Annotated in this window: 15 protein-coding genes and 1 rRNA gene; 10 read left to right on the forward strand and 6 right to left on the reverse strand. The window is 55.3% G+C overall.

The genetic code is table 11. The features are described 5' to 3' along the window. Nucleotides 1-125: 125 nt before the first annotated feature. Entirely contained in the window at nt 126-1,745 is a 1,620-nt protein-coding gene (gene nadB, locus EDF73_RS04335; protein WP_132726169.1) for an L-aspartate oxidase, read from the forward strand. On the opposite strand, the gene EDF73_RS04340 is transcribed toward nadB, so the two are convergent. Next, nucleotides 1,730-2,467: a tRNA1(Val) (adenine(37)-N6)-methyltransferase gene (locus EDF73_RS04340; RefSeq protein WP_132726172.1), complete on the reverse strand. Its 738-nt coding sequence runs from the start codon at nt 2,465-2,467 to the stop codon at nt 1,730-1,732. The genes nadB and EDF73_RS04340 overlap by 16 nt on opposite strands. 132 nt (nt 2,468-2,599) lie before the next feature. Between EDF73_RS04340 and srmB the strand changes: the two genes are divergently transcribed. After that, nucleotides 2,600-3,925: an ATP-dependent RNA helicase SrmB gene (gene srmB / locus EDF73_RS04345; protein WP_132726175.1), complete on the forward strand. Its 1,326-nt coding sequence runs from the start codon at nt 2,600-2,602 to the stop codon at nt 3,923-3,925. Between the two features lie 117 nt (nt 3,926-4,042). After that, complete coding sequence (locus EDF73_RS04350) at nt 4,043-4,762, forward strand: GntR family transcriptional regulator (protein WP_132726178.1); 720 nt, start codon at nt 4,043-4,045, stop codon at nt 4,760-4,762. Here the strand turns inward: EDF73_RS04350 and EDF73_RS04355 are convergent, their stop codons facing one another. Then, nucleotides 4,763-5,962 carry an enolase C-terminal domain-like protein gene (locus tag EDF73_RS04355; RefSeq protein ID WP_132726181.1) on the reverse strand — a complete coding sequence of 400 codons (1,200 nt, stop codon included), beginning with the start codon at nt 5,960-5,962 and terminating at the stop codon, nt 4,763-4,765. A gap of 273 nt (nt 5,963-6,235) precedes the next feature. Here EDF73_RS04355 and EDF73_RS04360 point away from each other — a divergent pair, with 273 nt between their 5' ends. Beyond that, nucleotides 6,236-7,600 (forward strand): PTS transporter subunit EIIC, encoded by a 1,365-nt coding sequence (locus EDF73_RS04360; RefSeq protein WP_132726184.1) that lies wholly within the window; start codon nt 6,236-6,238, stop codon nt 7,598-7,600. Nucleotides 7,601-7,654: 54 nt separating this feature from the next. Here the strand turns inward: EDF73_RS04360 and grcA are convergent, their stop codons facing one another. Further along, a complete protein-coding gene (gene grcA, locus EDF73_RS04365) occupies nt 7,655-8,038 on the reverse strand; it encodes an autonomous glycyl radical cofactor GrcA (RefSeq protein WP_004866471.1) in 384 nt (127 codons plus the stop codon). Nucleotides 8,039-8,354: 316 nt separating this feature from the next. Here grcA and ung point away from each other — a divergent pair, with 316 nt between their 5' ends. Then, on the forward strand, nt 8,355-9,044 hold the full coding sequence (ung, locus tag EDF73_RS04370) for a uracil-DNA glycosylase (protein WP_132726187.1): 690 nt from the start codon (nt 8,355-8,357) through the stop codon (nt 9,042-9,044). Between the two features lie 69 nt (nt 9,045-9,113). Here the strand turns inward: ung and EDF73_RS04375 are convergent, their stop codons facing one another. Continuing rightward, nucleotides 9,114-10,184, reverse strand: a complete 1,071-nt coding sequence (locus EDF73_RS04375; protein ID WP_132726190.1) for a tRNA/rRNA methyltransferase — start codon at nt 10,182-10,184, stop codon at nt 9,114-9,116. Between the two features lie 203 nt (nt 10,185-10,387). Between EDF73_RS04375 and trxC the strand changes: the two genes are divergently transcribed. From trxC to EDF73_RS04400, 5 genes are all read left to right on the forward strand, one after another. Next, complete coding sequence (trxC, locus tag EDF73_RS04380) at nt 10,388-10,813, forward strand: thioredoxin TrxC (RefSeq protein WP_132726193.1); 426 nt, start codon at nt 10,388-10,390, stop codon at nt 10,811-10,813. Nucleotides 10,814-10,884: 71 nt separating this feature from the next. Beyond that, nucleotides 10,885-11,583 carry a tRNA-uridine aminocarboxypropyltransferase gene (locus EDF73_RS04385; RefSeq protein WP_132726195.1) on the forward strand — a complete coding sequence of 233 codons (699 nt, stop codon included), beginning with the start codon at nt 10,885-10,887 and terminating at the stop codon, nt 11,581-11,583. Nucleotides 11,584-11,618: 35 nt separating this feature from the next. After that, nucleotides 11,619-14,276: a protein lysine acetyltransferase gene (gene pat / locus EDF73_RS04390; protein ID WP_132726198.1), complete on the forward strand. Its 2,658-nt coding sequence runs from the start codon at nt 11,619-11,621 to the stop codon at nt 14,274-14,276. 114 nt (nt 14,277-14,390) lie between these two features. Further along, complete coding sequence (pssA, locus tag EDF73_RS04395; protein ID WP_132726311.1) at nt 14,391-15,746, forward strand: CDP-diacylglycerol--serine O-phosphatidyltransferase; 1,356 nt, start codon at nt 14,391-14,393, stop codon at nt 15,744-15,746. A gap of 41 nt (nt 15,747-15,787) precedes the next feature. Beyond that, on the forward strand, nt 15,788-16,111 hold the full coding sequence (locus EDF73_RS04400; RefSeq protein ID WP_132726201.1) for a YfiM family lipoprotein: 324 nt from the start codon (nt 15,788-15,790) through the stop codon (nt 16,109-16,111). Nucleotides 16,112-16,113: 2 nt separating this feature from the next. Here EDF73_RS04400 and EDF73_RS04405 read toward each other — a convergent pair whose 3' ends face one another. Both EDF73_RS04405 and rrf read right to left on the reverse strand, forming a co-directional pair. Then, nucleotides 16,114-17,412 carry an MFS transporter gene (locus EDF73_RS04405; protein ID WP_132726204.1) on the reverse strand — a complete coding sequence of 433 codons (1,299 nt, stop codon included), beginning with the start codon at nt 17,410-17,412 and terminating at the stop codon, nt 16,114-16,116. A gap of 446 nt (nt 17,413-17,858) precedes the next feature. After that, a 5S ribosomal RNA gene (rrf, locus tag EDF73_RS04410) occupies nt 17,859-17,974 on the reverse strand. Between the last annotated feature and the right edge of the window lie 167 nt (nt 17,975-18,141).

Consider the following 18,141-nt stretch of genomic DNA (forward strand, 5'->3'; position numbering starts at 1 on the left):
GTTTACACCTCGCCCGCCCGCGCCCCGATGTTTAGTCCCCACAACGAACGGTAAAAAAAATGTACGATTTATCACGACCTGGTGCTATTGTGGCCCAATCGTGTTTAGTAAATTAAACAAAGGCCATGAATACAACTCCTGACTACTCTTGTGATGTGCTGATCATCGGCAGCGGCGCCGCCGGTTTGTCCCTTGCACTGCGTCTGGCGGAGCACAGTTCCGTTACCGTACTCAGCAAAGGCCCCATCAGCGAAGGTTCAACCTTCTACGCGCAGGGCGGAATCGCCGCCGTTTTTGATGAGACGGACAGCGTGGAATCCCACGTTGAAGATACGCTCATCGCCGGAGCCGGTCTGTGTGACCGCCATGCCGTCTCTTTCGTGGCCAGCAATGCCAAATCTTGCGTGCAATGGCTGATCGATCAGGGCGTGCTGTTCGATACTCAGACCCAGGCCAACGGCGAACAGAGCTATCACCTGACCCGCGAAGGCGGGCACAGCCACCGTCGCATCCTTCACGCGGCCGATGCCACCGGCAAAGCGGTGGAGACCACGCTGGTCAGCAAAGCGCTCTCGCACCCGAATATTCGCGTGCTGGAACGCAGTAACGCAGTCGATCTGATCATTTCCGATAAAATCGGTCTGCCCGGTACGCGCCGCGTGATGGGGGCCTGGATCTGGAACCGTAATAAAGAAAAAGTGGAAACCTGTAGCGCGAAATCCGTCGTCCTGGCCACCGGCGGCGCGGCAAAAGTGTATCAGTACACCACCAATCCGGATGTCTCTTCCGGCGACGGGATTGCTATGGCCTGGCGCGCGGGTTGTCGCGTTGCCAATCTGGAATTTAATCAGTTTCACCCCACCGCCTTGTATCATCCGCTGGCGCGTAATTTCCTGCTGACCGAGGCGCTGCGCGGCGAAGGCGCATACCTGAAACGCCCGGATGGCTCCCGGTTTATGCCCGATTTTGACGAGCGCGGCGAACTGGCCCCACGCGATATCGTCGCCCGCGCCATTGATCATGAGATGAAACGCCTCGGTGTCGACTGTATGTATCTCGATATCAGTCATAAACCTGAAGCCTTTGTCCGCCAGCACTTCCCGATGATCTATGAAAAACTGCTCGGACTGGGGATCGATTTGACCAAAGAGCCGGTGCCTATCGTACCTGCCGCCCACTATACCTGCGGCGGCGTGATGGTTGATGACAACGGTCGTACCGATGTCGATGGGCTGTACGCTATCGGCGAGGTCAGCTACACCGGGCTACACGGCGCTAACCGCATGGCCTCCAATTCGCTGCTCGAATGCCTGGTCTACGGCTGGTCCGCCGCCGAGGATATTATTCAGCGCCTGCCGTCAGCCCAGCCGGCCAACGGGCTGCCATGCTGGGATGAGAGCCAGGTTGAGATCCCCGATGAGCTGGTGGTGATTCAGCATAACTGGCACGAGCTGAGATTGCTGATGTGGGACTACGTCGGGATTGTGCGCACCACCCGTCGCCTGGAGCGCGCGCTGCGCCGAATCACCATGTTGCAACAAGAGCTCGATGAATACTATGCCCGCTTCCGCGTCTCCAACAACTTGCTGGAATTACGCAACCTGGTGCAGGTCGCCGAACTTATCGTCCGCTGCGCGATGCAGCGCAAAGAGAGCCGCGGGTTGCACTATACGCTGGATTATCCGGAGCAGCTCGCGGAGAGCGGGCCGTCAATCCTCTCCCCTCAGGTTCACATAAAGAGATAAAAGTCCTGGGTCAGGGCAGTAAATCCCTCGGAGTATTGTTGCTCTGGCCCACGGATAATCAGCCGATCGCTAAAACACTCCCCCGCCGTCGGCGAAAAGGCCAACAGCACCCGATGCGGTGGGCGCATCTCCGTTTCCGCCACATCGGTACGTAAACGCAGATGCCAGCCCAGGGTGCGCGCGCGCTGCACAAATTCATTACCGATATCCACCGGGAGCACCACGCAGAAAAAGCCCTCTTCTGTGATACACTCCGCGGCGCAGGTGAGTAGCGTCACGTGATCGAGCGTGGTGGTGTATCGCGCCTGCTCGCGCTGCGATGTCGCGCAAGGCACGCCTTCGGCAAAGAACGGCGGATTGCTGACAATCAGTTCATAGCGCCGGGTTTGCGGCGGCTGCCACTGTTGAATATCGGCCTGATGCACTTCGATGCGCGCGGGCCACGGAGAGGCCGCCACGTTGTCTCGCGCCTGTTCCGCAGCATCTCCGTCAAGTTCCACTGCGTCAAGCGTTACCCGCGCATCGGTGCGCTGAGCCAGCATTAAGGCCAGTAAACCGCTGCCGGTCCCGATATCCAGCACGTGTTTTACCTGCGCGATTGGCGCCCACGCGCCGAGCAGAATACCGTCGGTACCGACTTTCATCGCACAGCGATCGTGAGCCACAAAGAACTGTTTAAACGTAAAACCATTGCGCGGCAGCGCAAACTTCGACTGAGACATCCTCAACTACCTTGCGGGCTAAAAACTCCGGAGCTTAAGGCTATGCACAATACCGGAGAACAGATAGCCTTACAAACAGATGAACATTGTGCCCGTAACGTCTATAATCGTCGGTCCACTCAGAGGTAGATAATGACTGTAACGACTTTTTCCGAACTTGAACTCGACGAAAACCTGCTGGAAGCCCTCCAGGAAAAAGGTTTCACACGCCCGACAGCCATTCAGGCCGCCGCTATTCCGCCTGCGCTTGATGGCCGTGACATTCTCGGTTCAGCCCCAACAGGCACCGGTAAAACAGCGGCATATCTGCTGCCAGCGTTGCAGCATCTGCTTGATTTCCCGCGTAAGAAGTCGGGGCCGCCGCGTATTCTTATCCTGACGCCAACCCGTGAGCTGGCAATGCAGGTTGCCGACCACGCGCGCGAGCTGGCTGCCCATACCCATCTGGATATCGCCACCATCACCGGCGGCGTTGCGTATATGAACCACGCGGAAGTGTTCAGCGAGAATCAGGATATCGTGGTCGCCACCACCGGACGACTGCTGCAGTATATTAAAGAAGAAAACTTCGATTGCCGGGCGGTGGAAACGCTGATCCTCGACGAAGCGGACCGTATGCTGGACATGGGCTTCGCTCAGGATATCGAGCACATTGCCGGTGAAACCCGCTGGCGTAAGCAGACCATGCTGTTCTCCGCCACCCTTGAAGGCGATGCGATTAAAGATTTTGCCGAGCGTCTGCTGGAAGAGCCGGTTGAAGTGTCGGCGAATCCGTCCACTCGCGAACGTAAAAAAATCCATCAATGGTACTATCGCGCCGATGACGTCAAGCATAAAACCGCCCTGCTGGTTAACCTGCTAAAACAGCCGGACGCCACCCGCTCTATCGTCTTTGTGCGTAAACGCGAGCGTGTTCATGAACTGGCGTCATGGCTGCGCGAAGCCGGCATCAATACCTGCTGGCTGGAAGGCGAGATGGTCCAGGCAAAACGTAACGAAGCGATTAAACGTATGACCGATGGTCGTATGAACGTGCTGATTGCGACAGACGTTGCCGCCCGCGGAATTGATATTCCGGACGTTAGCCACGTCTTCAACTTCGATATGCCGCGCACCGCTGATACCTATCTGCACCGTATCGGGCGAACCGGTCGCGCAGGGAAAAAAGGCGTGGCCATTTCTCTGGTTGAAGCCCATGACCACCTGCTGCTGGGCAAGATTGGTCGCTACATCGACGAGCCGCTGAAGGCGCGCGTTATCGACGAACTGCGCCCATCCACCCGTGCGCCGAGCGAGAAGCAAACCGGCAAACCGTCTAAGAAAGTGCTGGCCAAACGCGCAGAGAAGAAAAAAGAAGAAAAAGAGAAGCCGCGCGTGAAGAAACGTCACCGTGATGCTAAGAATATCGGCAAGCGTCGTAAGCCGAGCGGCAGCGATACGCCGCAGCAGTCGAGCTAAGAGTACAAGAACGCCGGGATATCCCGGCGTTCTTGCATTTACATCCGCTGGCGACAGCGCCGCGGGGAGCGACAGGCAGCGTTACCCTGTGGGCCGCTGAGTGAGGAATGCGTCATCATGAAAAAAAAAGATTTCGTCACCCAGGATCTGCTCAGCAAAATCTACCAGCACAATGACCCCGGCCCCCGTAAACTCCCGCCTGAACGCCGGCTGGCGGAGGAGTATGGCGTCTCACGGTTTACCATTCGCCAGGCGCTGGAAAAACTCGCTGACATCGGCGTCATACGTATCGTACAGGGCTCAGGGATTTGGATAAACGAGCGAATGAGCAACAACCCGCTGGTATATAACTCCATCACCGAAAAACGCTTCGATCGGATGCGCTATCAGACAATCAGCCTGCATAAAAAGCGCCCCGACCGCGAGGAGCAGCAGATTTTCGGCATAACGGATGAGGAGTTTATCTGGCAATTTTGCCGCCTGCGCTTCGTTGATAACGTAGCGGTGCAGATTGAGATTTCGCGTATGCCGGCCGCCGCCTTTGCCGATCTTAGCCGGGAGGTTATCGAACGCTCGCTGCAGCAGTACGTGCTTTCCAGGGGCTATCAAATTTCACATTTGCTCACCACCTATCAGGCGGTGAGCGTCAGCCGGGAACAGGCGGCCCTGCTGGGCTGCAAAAAGGGCATTCCGGCCATGCATATTAACAATCGAGGGATCCTCGACGGCGGGCAGGTGTATGAAATCAGCGATATTATCGATATCAACTACTCCTGTACCTACGTTATTCCGCATAATCGCGATAACTTAACCTTCCGCCAGGCGCCCTCGGACTAATTATGGCGTATGGATCGTACCGTCAGGCAGGCGGCTCTGCGTCCATTCGTGCGGACGATAGACCACAGGATACGTCTGCGCCAGCTGTTGGTTAAAGCCGACGCCAATCCCTGCCGCCGTGGGTGGATAGATAAACCCGTTATTGACGCTGGGCGCTCCGGGGAATACCGCATCAGTAGCGGCAGAACGCGGTATAAATTCCTGAATTGCGGCATTATTGAGGTAGATATTCAGGTGGGTATTGACCGCAACCCCAATCGGCGTCATATCGCCGGGCCCGTGCCACGCCACGCGCACGCCGAATGCCTGACACAGCACCGCCAGCTTCAGGGCCGGCGTAATCCCGCCAATCTGCGAAATATGGCAGCGGATAAAATCAATCTGCCGGTTAACAATCAGGTCATGCCATTCAGCCGGATTATTAAACAGCTCCCCCATCGCGAGCGGAATTGCGCTTTGCTGGCGGATCTGCGCCAGCCATGCGCTCTGCTGCGGCGCTAAAATATCCTCAATAAACCACGGCTGATAGGGCTCGAGCTGCTTCGCCAGCTGCAGCGCCTGCTGCGGGAAGAGCCGTTCGTGGACGTCATGAAGGATATGAAAACGGTGCCCGTAGCGCGCTCTCAGCAGCCGGAACATCTCCACCGTATTCCTGATGTACTCATCCTGATCGTAATAGGCGCCCGGCGTCGGGTTCTCCGGCGTATGTATCTCCTGCGCTGTGCCGCCGTAAAAACCGAGCTGGCAGCGAATGTGGCGATAGCCCTCTTCCAGCAGACGCTCAACGGATATAAACAGCGCCTCCGCCGTCTCACCGCTGGCATGGGTGTAAGCCGGGATAGCGTCACGGGATTTGCCGCCAAAAAGCTGGTACAGCGGCATTCCCGCCAGCTGGGCTTTGATATCCCAAAGCGCCATATCAACGCCGGCGATAGCGTTATTCATTACCGGCCCGTTTCGCCAGTAGGCGTTGACGTTCATCATCTGCCAGAGGTCTTCAATATTGTTCGCATCGCGGCCAAGCAGCAGCGGCTTGAGGTATTCATCAACCATCGTTTTGACCGCCAGCGGGCGCTGCTGGAAAGTCGCGCAGCCGTGGCCCACGGCCCCTTTGTCGGTGGTCACGCGCACCGTGACCAGGTTATGGCGATCGGGGCGGGTGATAAAACACTCAATATCGGTAATTAGCGTAGCGTTCACGGCAAGGCTCCCTGCGGCAAAAATAAAAGGTGATGCCAATTATCTTCACCCTATTTATTACGCAAGGTAAACCTTTTTATTTAATAAAATTTTGGTTCGTAAAACAGATTTAATTTCATTAAAAAACGGACCAATTTAGATAAAACCCACTAATACTACCTATAACCGCGGCAATTTGTGACTGAGCTCATATTTTATTGGTTTGTTTTTATAAATCGGCTTATTTACCATTTCACGACGTAAACAGCACAACATATTGCTTCAGGAGCCGGTATGGAGACGCAAGATGCAATTAGCAGAATTATTTTGCTGATTGGCGGAAAAGAAAATATTAATAACGTCTGGCACTGTATGACCCGATTACGCTTTGATTTAATTGATGATAACAAAGTAGAAAAAGAAGAGATTAAGAAACTGCCCGGCGTGCTCGGCGCGCAGCTGCAGAGCGATCAGTTTCAAATTATCATCGGGCCGAAGGTTAATAACTGGTATGAACGCCTGCTCGCGGCATTAGGTACCGTCGGCGAAGAGGCCGCCGAAAAGCCCCGCCAGCGTAAGGGGCCAGTGTCGCTGTTTATGGATACCGTCTCGGGCGTTTTTGGCCCAATCGTGCCAGCCATTGCCGGAGCCGGGATGATAAAGGGCCTGCTGGCCGGACTGATCGCGCTGAAGGCGGTGCCGCAAAATAGCGACACCGTTATGATCATCGACCTTATCGCCAGCGGTGTATTCTATTTCCTGCCCTTTTTCCTTGCCGTCTCGGCGGCAAAGATCTTTAAGACCAACGAGTATCTGGCCGTCGCCGTTGCCGCCTGCCTGATGTACCCAACCCTGATTGATGCCGCGAAGGCGCTGGCAGCCCATCACGAGGGGGCCGCTTCCGCGCTGTGGCTGCTAAACGCCGTTCCCATCCCCGTATTCAACTACGCCTCCAGCGTGATCCCGGTTATCTTCTCCGTGCTGGCGCTGAAATATATCCACGCCTGGGTCGATCGCATTATGCCCGAAGTGCTGAAAACCGTGTTCACGCCGACGCTGGCGCTGTTTCTCGGCGCGCTGGCGGCGCTGGTGATTATTGGTCCGGTTGGCATTTGGCTTGGCAAAGCGCTGGCGTGGTTTATTGAAGGTCTGTTCGGCATATCCGCCGGTTTTGCCGGGCTGGTTGTGGGCGCTATCCGCCCGGTCGCGATCCTGACGGGGATGCATCATGCGATGACGCCCATTGCCCTGCAGAACTTCAGCGATCGCGGTTACGACATGCTGATGCCGATGATGTTTATGGCCAATATGTCGATAGCGGGCGCCACCTTTGCGATCTGGCGCGTAAGCAAAAACCGGCAGGAGCGTACGGTCACGCTGTCCGCGGCAGTTTCCGCGCTGCTGGGGATCACCGAGCCCGCGCTATTTGGCGTCTTAACGCGCTATAAAAAAGCGTTCGTCGCGGCAACCATTGCCAGTTCGCTGGCCTCAGCCTTTATCGCTTTCTTCGGAGTACGGCTGTACGGTTATATTTTATCGAGCATTTTTAGCCTGCCGGCTTACATCGGTCCCTACTTTATCTTTGCGCTGTCAGGCGTGGCTATCGCCATACTATTGTCGTTCACGCTCACTACGCTGCTGGTAAGACGGGAACCGTAGCCCGACATAATAAAAAACCCCCGGATCGATTGAACCGGGGGTTTTTGCTAACGCTTACAAACTTTCAGTGAAAGTACGCGCGATAACGTCACGCTGCTGTTCTGGCGTCAGGGAGTTAAAGCGCACCGCATAGCCAGAGACACGAATGGTCAGCTGCGGGTATTTTTCCGGATGCTCAACCGCATCCAGCAGCGTTTCACGACGCAGCACGTTCACGTTCAGGTGCTGGCCACCTTCAACGCGCACTTCCGGCTTAACGTCGAGCGGAATTTCACGGTATTCGATTTCGCCAAGTTTGTTGACCGCAACCACATCATCTTCAGCAAAACCGCCTTTTGCACACAGGCAACGCGCTTCGCCTTTTTCGCTATCCAGCAGCCAGAAAGAGTTCAGCAGGTCGTCGTTTGCAGCTTTAGTAATTTGGATACCAGTAATCATTTGATGCCTCCCTTAGGCAATTTTTATTCGTCTTATTGGCCCTTTCCCGGCCAATTGGTAAAACCAATGTTGTCTGAGTGTATGTATATCAGTCAAACACCGGGCATTCATTGACTTAAATCAATAAAAACCATGTAATAAAAATGGGTATAGAGGGATATTATTGTTTTACATCAAGTTACGCCATATCCCACGCAAAATATTTTTGTAAAATTTCAATTTTTTTTGCATGTAAAACGTCAGCCGCGCAGTACCTATTTTGTTATGCCGAAAGAAGCAGTTAAGCTATAGCCATAACACTTTGCAGGAGAGCAGGATGACCACACCATTGACCTGGCACGACGTGCTGGCGGAAGAGAAGCAGCAGCCCTATTTTGTCAATACTCTGAAAACCGTCGCCGAAGAGCGCCAGTCGGGTATCACGATTTATCCTCCGCAAAAAGACGTCTTCAATGCCTTTCGCTATACCGAACTGGGCGATGTTAAAGTGGTCATTCTTGGGCAGGATCCCTATCACGGGCCCGGGCAGGCGCACGGTCTGGCCTTCTCCGTGCTCCCCGGTATCCAGACGCCGCCGTCGCTGCTGAATATGTATAAAGAACTGGAGGGAACCGTCCCTGGATTCAGCCGCCCTCCCCATGGATACCTCGAAAGCTGGGCGCGACAGGGCGTACTGCTGCTCAACACCGTCTTAACGGTGCGCGCAGGCCAGGCGCATTCACATGCCAGCCTGGGTTGGGAAACCTTTACCGATAAAGTGATTTCGCTGATAAATGAACATCGGGAAGGGGTGGTGTTTTTACTGTGGGGGTCTCATGCGCAGAAGAAAGGGGCGATTATCGATCGCCAGCGTCATTGCGTACTGAAAGCGCCGCATCCATCGCCGCTTTCCGCCCATCGCGGCTTCTTTGGCAGTAATCATTTTGTGCAGGCCAATCAGTGGCTGGCCGAGCGTGGCGAAGCGCCCATTGACTGGATGCCGGTACTGCCCGCCGCGCAGGAATAACGCTGGCGCAACGCGGCAGAAACAAAAATGCCAGCCTCGCGCTGGCATTTTTTTGCGTGAACTCAGCCGTCAGGCCTTGTTCTGCCGCCACCATTCGGCCAGTAAAACACCGGTCGCGACGGAGACGTTCAGGCTTTCCACATTTCCGGTACCTTGAATGGCAACGTTAAGATCGGCGCTGGAAATCGCCGCATCGGACAGACCATCACGCTCCTGGCCTAACGCCAGTACCATTTTCTTCGGCAGCTCGGCTTTATGCAGCGGCGTACCGTTGTGGCTGGAGGTGGAAACGATGGCGTAGCCGGCCTGACGGAACTGCTCCAGCGTATCGAGGAAGCTGTCGCCGGTGATCGGTTCTACGTGTTCTGCGCCACCTTCTGCGGTACGGATCGCCGCGCCAGACTCCAGCATGCCGGCGTCCTGTACCACCACGCCCTTCACGCCGAAATGCGCGCAGCTACGCATGATTGCGCCGAGGTTATGCGGGTTACCAACATCTTCCAGCGCCAGTACGCAGTCTTCTGCATCGGCTTTAGCGACCCACTGGGCCACCGAGGTGCCGTTGCGTTTCTTAATCAGGAAGCAAACGCCGCCGTGGTGTTCTGTGCCGGAGGCTTTTGCCAGCTCAGCTTCATCAACAACATGATAGGCTTTGCGGTTCGCCGCCATCCAGCGCAGCGCTTCTTTGAAACGCGGGGTGACGCTCTGGACAAACCAGGCCCGCACAATCGCTTCCGGGCGGCTCTGGAACAGCGCCTGACAGGCATTCTCACCGTAAACGCGGGTCTCTTCCGCGCGCTGACGACGCAGGACTTCCGGATCGATAAAGCTTTTGCCGCTGATGCCGCCGTGATCGGGCTTCAGCGCCGCTTCATCATTTGGCGCACGCGACACCGTACGCCACGGGGAGGAACTCTCGCGATCGGCATCATCACGTTTACGATCGTCACGTTTGCGGTCATCACCGCGGCTGTTTCGCTCATCGCGGGCAGGGCGGCTACGGCCGTCGACACGAGATTTTCCTGGACGCCCTCCCCCTTTCCCGGTACGCGGGTTATGGGTGCGTCTGTCAGAATCATCATCACTGCGGACATACATCACTTTGACCTTGCCGCTTTTATTTTTCAGTTCGTCGCTCATCAATTTTCTCCACCTGCGCTGCGCGAAGCGCGCAGATTACCCGATGTGTCACCGCTGCGCCATGATTTCGTTTAAAAGATAGGGTCTATCGTATTCATTGAACAAAACACATTGTTGTTTAAGAGTCGCTAATCGATAATATGTAACATTAAAGATACAAATCGGCCACGTGCCATGCTGCAACCTATAACCAGAGGTTAGTTATGAATACCGTTTGTGCCAGTTGTCAGGCTCTGAACCGCATCCCCGACGAACGTAGCGCTGATGGCGCTAAGTGCGGACGCTGCGGCCACGATCTTTTTGACGGCGACGTCATCAACGCGACCGGGGCAACGCTGGATAAACTGCTGAAGGACGATCTACCCGTTGTTGTTGATTTCTGGGCGCCATGGTGCGGCCCTTGCCGTAATTTCGCCCCGATCTTTGAAGACGTTGCGGAAGAACGCAGCGGCACGATGCGCTTCGTCAAAGTGAATACCGAAGCCGAACGCGAGCTGAGCGCCCGTTTCCGCATCCGCAGTATCCCGACCATTATGATGTTTAAAAATGGTGAAGTCATCGACATGCTGAACGGCGCCGTACCCAAAGCGCCATTCGACAGTTGGTTAAACGAAGCCAACCAGCAATAAACCGCCAGGGGCACCGCTTGTGCCCCTTTTTCTGCTCTGCGACAATGGCGTTTTTCCTTAGCGACACTTTAATGATTGATAACGCCGTCCTTCGTCTTCGCGCCGAACGTCTCGCTCGCGCGACCCGGCCGTTTCTGGCCCGTGGTAACCGCATTCACCGCTGCCAACGCTGTCTGCTGCCATTGAAGCAGTGCCTGTGCGCAACTCTGGCGCCCGCGCAGGCCGCCAGCCGTTTCTGCCTGGTAATGTTCGATACCGAACCAATGAAGCCCAGCAATACCGGGCGGTTAATCGCGGATATCCTGCCGGACACCGAAGCATTTCAATGGTCGCGAACTGAACCGCCGCAGGCGTTGCTTGATGTCGTCGCCGATGCGAATTACCAGCCCATGGTCGTCTTTCCGGCCTCATATGCAGGAACGGAACGCCAGGTGTTGAGCGCCCCGCCAGCGGGTAAACCACCGCTATTTATCATGCTTGACGGTACCTGGACGGAAGCGCGAAAAATGTTTCGCAAAAGCCCGTATCTCGATGCACTTCCGATTATCTCCGTCGATCTGTCACGCATCTCCGCCTATCACCTGAGAGAAGCTCATGCCGAGGGGCAATACTGCACTGCGGAAGTCGCCATTGCGCTGCTGGATCTGGCGGGGGATGAAACGGCGGCCCGCGCGCTCGGGGACCACTTTAGCCTGTTCCGTACCCGCTATCTGGCAGGAAAGACTCAGCATAAGGGCAGCATCACAGCACAATCGGTAGAAAACGTTTAAAATCATTCGGTCACTGGGGATCAAAGGAGACCGGTATGAGCCAACGAGGCCTGGAAGCGCTGCTGCGACCAAAATCGATCGCCGTTATTGGCGCATCAATGAAACCACAGCGTGCCGGCTATCTGATGATGCGCAACCTGCTGGGCGGTGGATTCAACGGCCCGGTTCTGCCGGTCACGCCGGCCTGGAAAGCTGTTCTGGGGGTGCTGGCCTGGCCCACTATCGATAGTCTGCCGTTCACTCCCGACCTCGCCGTACTCTGCACCAACGCCCGGCGCAATCCCGAACTGCTGGAGGCCCTGGGGCAAAAGGGGTGTAAGACCTGTATTATTCTCTCTTCGCCAGCGGAACAGTCCCCCGCGCTGCTCGAATGCGCCGCCCGCTACCAGATGCGCCTGCTGGGCCCTAACAGTCTCGGCCTGCTGGCCCCCTGGCAAGGACTGAATGCCAGCTTTTCCCCGGTGCCGATTCATCGCGGCAAGCTGGCGTTTATCTCGCAGTCCGCCGCGGTTTCCAATACCATTCTGGACTGGGCGCAGCAGCGCGAAATGGGGTTTTCTTACTTTATCGCGCTGGGAGATAGCCTGGATATCGACGTTGACGATCTGCTCGACTTTCTGGCGCGCGATAGCAAAACCAGCGCCATTCTGCTCTATCTTGAACACATCAGTGATGCCCGCCGTTTTGTTTCCGCAGCCCGCAGCGCATCGCGCAATAAGCCGATTCTGGTGATCAAAAGCGGTCGTAGCCCGGCCGCGCAAAAACTGCTGCACGTCAATTCAGGTATGGATCCGGCCTGGGATGCCGCTATTCAACGAGCAGGTTTACTGCGGGTGCAGGATACGCATGAGCTCTTCTCGGCGGTCGAAACCCTCAGCCATATGCGCCCGCTGCGCGGCGAGAAATTAATGATTATCAGCAACGGCGCCGCTCCTGCCGCGCTGGCGCTGGATGAGCTGTGGCTACGCAAAGGCAAGCTTGCCACCCTCAGCGCAGAGACCGGCGACAAACTGCGCCTGGCGCTACCGGGTGGGGTTAGCATCGCCAACCCGCTGGATTTGCGTGATGATGCCAGCAGCGAGCACTATCTCAAGGCGCTGAACGTACTGCTGGATAGCCAGGATTACGACGCCCTGCTGGTGATTCATTCCCCCAGCGCTGCAGCCCCCGGAACTGAAAGCGCGCTGGCGCTGATTGACGCCCTGAAGCAGCATCCGCGCGGTAAGTACGTTACTGTACTGACCAACTGGTGCGGGGAATACTCTTCCCAGGAGGCCCGCCGTCTGTTCAGCGATGCCGGTCTGCCAACCTACCGCACGCCGGAAGGGACCATTACCGCCTTTATGCATATGGTGGAGTACCGACGTAACCAGAAACAGCTGCGGGAGACGCCGGTGCTGTCAGACATGGTGACAGCTAATACCGCGGAAGCCCATATACTGTTGCAGCGGGCAATTAGCGAGGGTGCCGGTTCATTAGATACGCATGAGGTGAGCCCGGTATTGCACGCTTACGGCATCCACACCCTACCGACCTGGATTGCCGCCGACAGCGCTGAAGCGGTACATATCGCTGAGCAAATTGGTTACCCGGTCGCGCTCAAGCTACGTTCGCCGGATATCCCGCACAAATCGGAAGTTCAGGGCGTCATGCTCTATCTTCGTACCGCCGCAGAAGTGCAGCAGGCGGCGGACGCCATTTTCGACCGCGTAAAAATGACCTGGCCGCAGGCGCGAATTCACGGCCTGCTGGTGCAAAGCATGGCAAACCGCGCCGGCGCGCAGGAGCTACGCGTCGTCGTCGAGCACGATCCGGTGTTCGGCCCGCTGATTATGTTAGGTGAAGGCGGGGTAGAATGGCGTGCTGAAGATCAGGCCGCCGTCGCCCTGCCGCCGTTAAATATGAATCTGGCCCGCTATCTGGTGATCCAGGCGATCAAGAGCAAGAAGATCCGCGGTCGTAGCCCGCTGCGCCCGCTGGACGTCCCGGGCTTGAGCCAACTGCTGGTTCAGGTATCGAATCTTATCGTCGACTGCCCGGAGATCCAGCGACTGGATATCCACCCCCTACTGGCCTCCGGTAACGAGTTTACCGCCCTCGATGTCACCTTAAGCCTTGCTCCCTTTACCGGCGACAGTGAAAGCCGGCTGGCGATACGCCCCTATCCGCAGCAGCAAGAAGAGTGGGTGGTCATGAAAAATGGCGAGCGCTGCCTGTTCCGCCCGATCCTGCCGGAAGATGAACCGCTGCTGGTGGCCTTTATCGCTCAGGTTACGAAGGAAGATCTTTATTACCGCTATTTCAGCGAGATCAATGAATTTACCCATGATGATTTAGCCAATATGACGCAGATCGACTACGATCGAGAAATGGCGTTTGTTGCCGTTCGCGCGACCGCCGGAGGGAATGAGATCCTCGGCGTCACGAGGGCTATCTCCGATCCGGATAATATTGATGCGGAATTTGCCGTACTGGTGCGTTCCGATTTAAAAGGGTTAGGTTTAGGCCGGCGCCTGCTGGAAAAGCTGATTGCCTATACGCAAAACCACGGCCTGCAGCGTCTGAATGGGATCACCATGCCCAATAACAGAGGCATGATCGGCCTCGCCAGGAAGCTGGGGTTTGCCGTTGATATTCAACTGGAAGAGGGGATTGTGAGTTTGTCCCTGCAGTTTGCACCACAGCAATCATAAACCGGCGGCCGCAATTGTTGACCACATTCGCGAGCAGTAATGTTATTATTGCCCGCTTACGTCGTCTGCATGGTACAGAAGACCCTTCAATAAACAGAGAAGAAACGCACTGTGATGTTGTCAAAATTTAAGCGTAATAAACATCAACAACACCTTGCCCAACTCCCTAAGCTTTCTCAGTCAGTTGATGATATCGAGTTCTTTTACGCTCCTGCGGATTTTCGGCAAGCGTTACTGGCCAGGATAGCCCACGCCACCCAGCGTATTTGCATTATTGCGCTCTATCTGGAACAGGATGATGGCGGCAAAGGAATTCTGCAGGCGCTGTATGACGCCAAACGCCAGCGCCCTGAGTTAGACGTTCGCGTTCTGGTTGACTGGCATCGCGCCCAGCGTGGGCGTATTGGCGCGGCGGCAGCCAACACCAACGCCGACTGGTACTGCCGTATGGCTCAGGAAAACCCGGGGGTCGATATCCCGGTCTACGGGGTGCCGGTCAATACGCGAGAAGCGCTCGGCGTTCTGCATTTTAAAGGTTTCATTATCGATGATTGCGTCCTCTACAGCGGCGCAAGCCTGAACGATGTTTATCTGCATCAGCACGACAAATATCGTTACGACCGCTACCAATGTATTCGCAACGGCAAAATGGCCGATGTGATGTTCGATTGGGTCGAACACAACCTGGTCCAGGGGCGCGGTGTGAACCGCCTTGACAGCGCCGCTCGCCCGAAAAGCCCGGAAATCAAAAATGATATCCGTCAGTACCGCCAGGAGCTTCGCGACAGCAGCTATCATTTTCTCGGCAACGCCGATGATGATCAGCTGTCGGTCACGCCGCTGGTGGGTCTGGGCAAATCAAGCCTGCTGAATAAAACCATTTTTCATCTAATGCCCTGCGCCGAGCATAAGCTGACTATCTGCACCCCTTACTTCAACCTGCCGGCTCTGCTGGTACGTAACATCATTCAGCTGCTGCGCAGCGGGAAAAAGGTGGAGATTATCGTTGGCGATAAAACGGCAAATGACTTCTACATTCCGGAAGATCAGCCGTTTAAAATTATCGGCGCCCTCCCCTATCTGTATGAAATCAATCTGCGTCGTTTTCTGAGTCGACTGCAGTATTACGTCAATACCGAGCAGTTGATTGTGCGTCTGTGGAAAGATGACGATAACAGCTATCACCTCAAAGGGATGTGGGTCGATGACGAGTGGATGCTGCTGACGGGTAATAACCTCAATCCGCGGGCCTGGCGCCTGGATCTGGAAAACGCCATTCTTATTCACGATCCGCAGCATCAACTGGGCGCTATGCGTGAAAAAGAACTGCATCTGATTCGCCAGCACACCACCGTCGTGAAACACTATCGCGATCTGCAAAGCATTGCTGATTATCCGGTAAAAGTACGCAAACTGATTCGTCGGCTAAGACGGATCCGTATCGACCGGCTGATCAGTCGTATTCTCTGAATATCGGCCCCGCATCGTCGGGGCTTTTTTCTGGAATGACTATGCGTAAACTCATCTTGATTACCCCACTGTTGCTCACCGGCTGTAGCCATATGGCCAATGACGCCTGGAGCGGCCAGGATAAAGCCCAGCACTTTCTTGCCTCGGCCATGCTCTCTGCCGCAGGCAACGAATATGCCCGGCATCAGGGATACAGTCGTGAGCGAAGCGCCGCTATCGGCTTTATGTTTTCCGTCAGCCTGGGGGCGTCGAAAGAGCTTTGGGACAGCCGCCCGGCAGGAAGCGGCTGGAGCTGGAAGGACTTTGCCTGGGATGTGGCCGGTGCCACGACGGGCTATGCCGTGTGGCAGCTGGCGCACCAATAAACCTACAACCGTAGCCCTTTACCTTTACGATGCAGCATCAGGGAAACCAGGAATGCTATCGCCGCCATCACCGTAACATACCAGTAAAAGGCATGTTCTATTCCGGCGGATTTTAGCGACAGTGCCACATACTCTGCCGAACCGCCGAACAGCGCATTCGCCACCGCATAGGATAACCCCACCCCTAGCGCACGAACCTGCGCCGGGAACATCTCCGCTTTCAGGATCCCGCTGATCGAGGTATAGAAACTCACGATCATCAATGCACAGATGACCAGCGCAAACGCCGCATACGGTGAAGTCACGCCCTGCAACGCGCTTAAAATCGGCACGGTAAAGAGCGTCGCTAATGAGCCGAAGCACAGCATTGATGTCCGGCGTCCCATCTTATCCGACAACGCCCCGAACAGCGGTTGCACCAGCATGTAAACAAACAGCGCAGCGGTCATAATCATACTGGCCGTGCTGGCGCTCATCCCTGCCGTATTAACCAGATATTTCTGCATATAGGTGGTGAAGGTATAAAAGCTTAACGAACCGGCGGCGGTAAAACCAAGCACCATCATAAAGGCTTTCCGGTTGCGCCATAGCCCCTTGAAGGAGCCCGCCTCTTTTAACGCGCGTGTCTCCTGCTTAGAGGTTTCATCCAGCTGACGGCGCAGCCACAGCGCCACGATGGCAAGAACGGCTCCCAGGGCAAAAGGTATACGCCATCCCCAGGCATGCAGCTGCCGATCGCTGAGAATTTGTTGCAGCGCAACCACGACCAGTACGGCCAGCAGCTGTCCACCAATCAGGGTGACATACTGGAATGAAGCGTAGAAGCCTTTCTTACCTTCAATGGCGACCTCGCTCATGTAGGTAGCGCTAGTCCCGTACTCACCGCCTACGGAGAGCCCCTGGAACAGCCGGGCCAGCAGTAATAATGCCGGGGCCCAGGTACCAATCGTCTCGTAGCCTGGCAGGCAGGCAATTACTAACGATCCCATGCACATCATGCATACTGAGATAAGCATTGACGCTTTACGCCCACGACGGTCGGCTATCCGGCCAAACAGCCAGCCGCCAATTGGCCGCATCAGGAAGCCGGCAGCGAATACCCCGGCGGTTTGTAATAACTGAGTGGTGGTGTTTCCGGAAGGGAAAAAGATGTGCGCAAAGTAGAGAGAGCAGAATGAATAGACATAAAAATCAAACCATTCAACCAGATTCCCCGAAGATGCTCCCACAATTGCCCATATACGGCGACGGGTATCGCTATGATCGTGCGATCCCCGTTCGTTAATACTACTTTCTGCCATTGTAATTATGCTCCAGCAAAGACTGCAATCTGTCTTGTCGGGCGTACCACGTCACTGAGACAAATCAATTAGTAAAACAAATGTTATATAATTGTTATTGAATTATATGTGATTGAATTCACATTTTTTTTCGTAACGTGGTTTTCGGAATTAACACTACAGCATGGGCGGGGATAAAGTGAAATATGGTGAGGTGGCGGCTACAGCAGGCTTTTATGTTGCCTGCACCGGCAGATTCTTTGCTGTTGTTCCTTGTTCTGAAAACGCAAAAAGCCCATCCGCGAGGATGGGCTTCTTACTGGTTTGATGCCTGGCAGTTTATGAATCACTCGGTGATCCACCCTTCGGGCCGTTGCTTCGCAACGTTCAAAAGCTTTCGCTTTTGTCCTACTCTCTCTCGAGTAGTGAACTGCCTCAAAGGTCAGTGCCATACTTCTGTATTTGATGCCTGGCAGTTCCCTACTCTCACATGGGGAGACCCCACACTACCATCGGCGCTACGGCGTTTCACTTCTGAGTTCGGCATGGGGTCAGGTGGGACCACCGCGCTATCGCCGCCAGGCAAATTCTGTTTACCTGTCGTGGTCTTCTTTGTCCACGTCAGGTATTAATCTGTATCAAGCTGACTGAGTGTCGTCTCTTCGCCAAAACAGCTTCGGCGTTGTAAGGTTAAGCCTCACGGTTCATTAGTATCGGTTAGCTCAACGTATCGCTACGCTTACACACCCG

The sequence above is a fragment of the Klebsiella sp. BIGb0138 genome (genome assembly GCF_004342285.1).
GTDB lineage: Bacteria > Pseudomonadota > Gammaproteobacteria > Enterobacterales > Enterobacteriaceae > Klebsiella.

Coding starts and splice junctions, on each gene's coding strand:
- EDF73_RS04360 (WP_132726184.1), top strand. CDS start 6,236: ATGGAGACGCAAGATGCAATTAGCAGAATTATTTTGCTGATTGGCGGA.
- EDF73_RS04350 (WP_132726178.1), top strand. CDS start 4,043: ATGAAAAAAAAAGATTTCGTCACCCAGGATCTGCTCAGCAAAATCTAC.
- trxC (WP_132726193.1), top strand. CDS start 10,388: ATGAATACCGTTTGTGCCAGTTGTCAGGCTCTGAACCGCATCCCCGAC.
- nadB (WP_132726169.1), top strand. CDS start 126: ATGAATACAACTCCTGACTACTCTTGTGATGTGCTGATCATCGGCAGC.
- pssA (WP_132726311.1), top strand. CDS start 14,391: ATGTTGTCAAAATTTAAGCGTAATAAACATCAACAACACCTTGCCCAA.
- srmB (WP_132726175.1), top strand. CDS start 2,600: ATGACTGTAACGACTTTTTCCGAACTTGAACTCGACGAAAACCTGCTG.
- EDF73_RS04385 (WP_132726195.1), top strand. CDS start 10,885: ATGATTGATAACGCCGTCCTTCGTCTTCGCGCCGAACGTCTCGCTCGC.
- grcA (WP_004866471.1), bottom strand. CDS start 8,038: ATGATTACTGGTATCCAAATTACTAAAGCTGCAAACGACGACCTGCTG.
- EDF73_RS04375 (WP_132726190.1), bottom strand. CDS start 10,184: ATGAGCGACGAACTGAAAAATAAAAGCGGCAAGGTCAAAGTGATGTAT.
- pat (WP_132726198.1), top strand. CDS start 11,619: ATGAGCCAACGAGGCCTGGAAGCGCTGCTGCGACCAAAATCGATCGCC.
- EDF73_RS04340 (WP_132726172.1), bottom strand. CDS start 2,467: ATGTCTCAGTCGAAGTTTGCGCTGCCGCGCAATGGTTTTACGTTTAAA.
- EDF73_RS04405 (WP_132726204.1), bottom strand. CDS start 17,412: ATGGCAGAAAGTAGTATTAACGAACGGGGATCGCACGATCATAGCGAT.
- ung (WP_132726187.1), top strand. CDS start 8,355: ATGACCACACCATTGACCTGGCACGACGTGCTGGCGGAAGAGAAGCAG.
- EDF73_RS04400 (WP_132726201.1), top strand. CDS start 15,788: ATGCGTAAACTCATCTTGATTACCCCACTGTTGCTCACCGGCTGTAGC.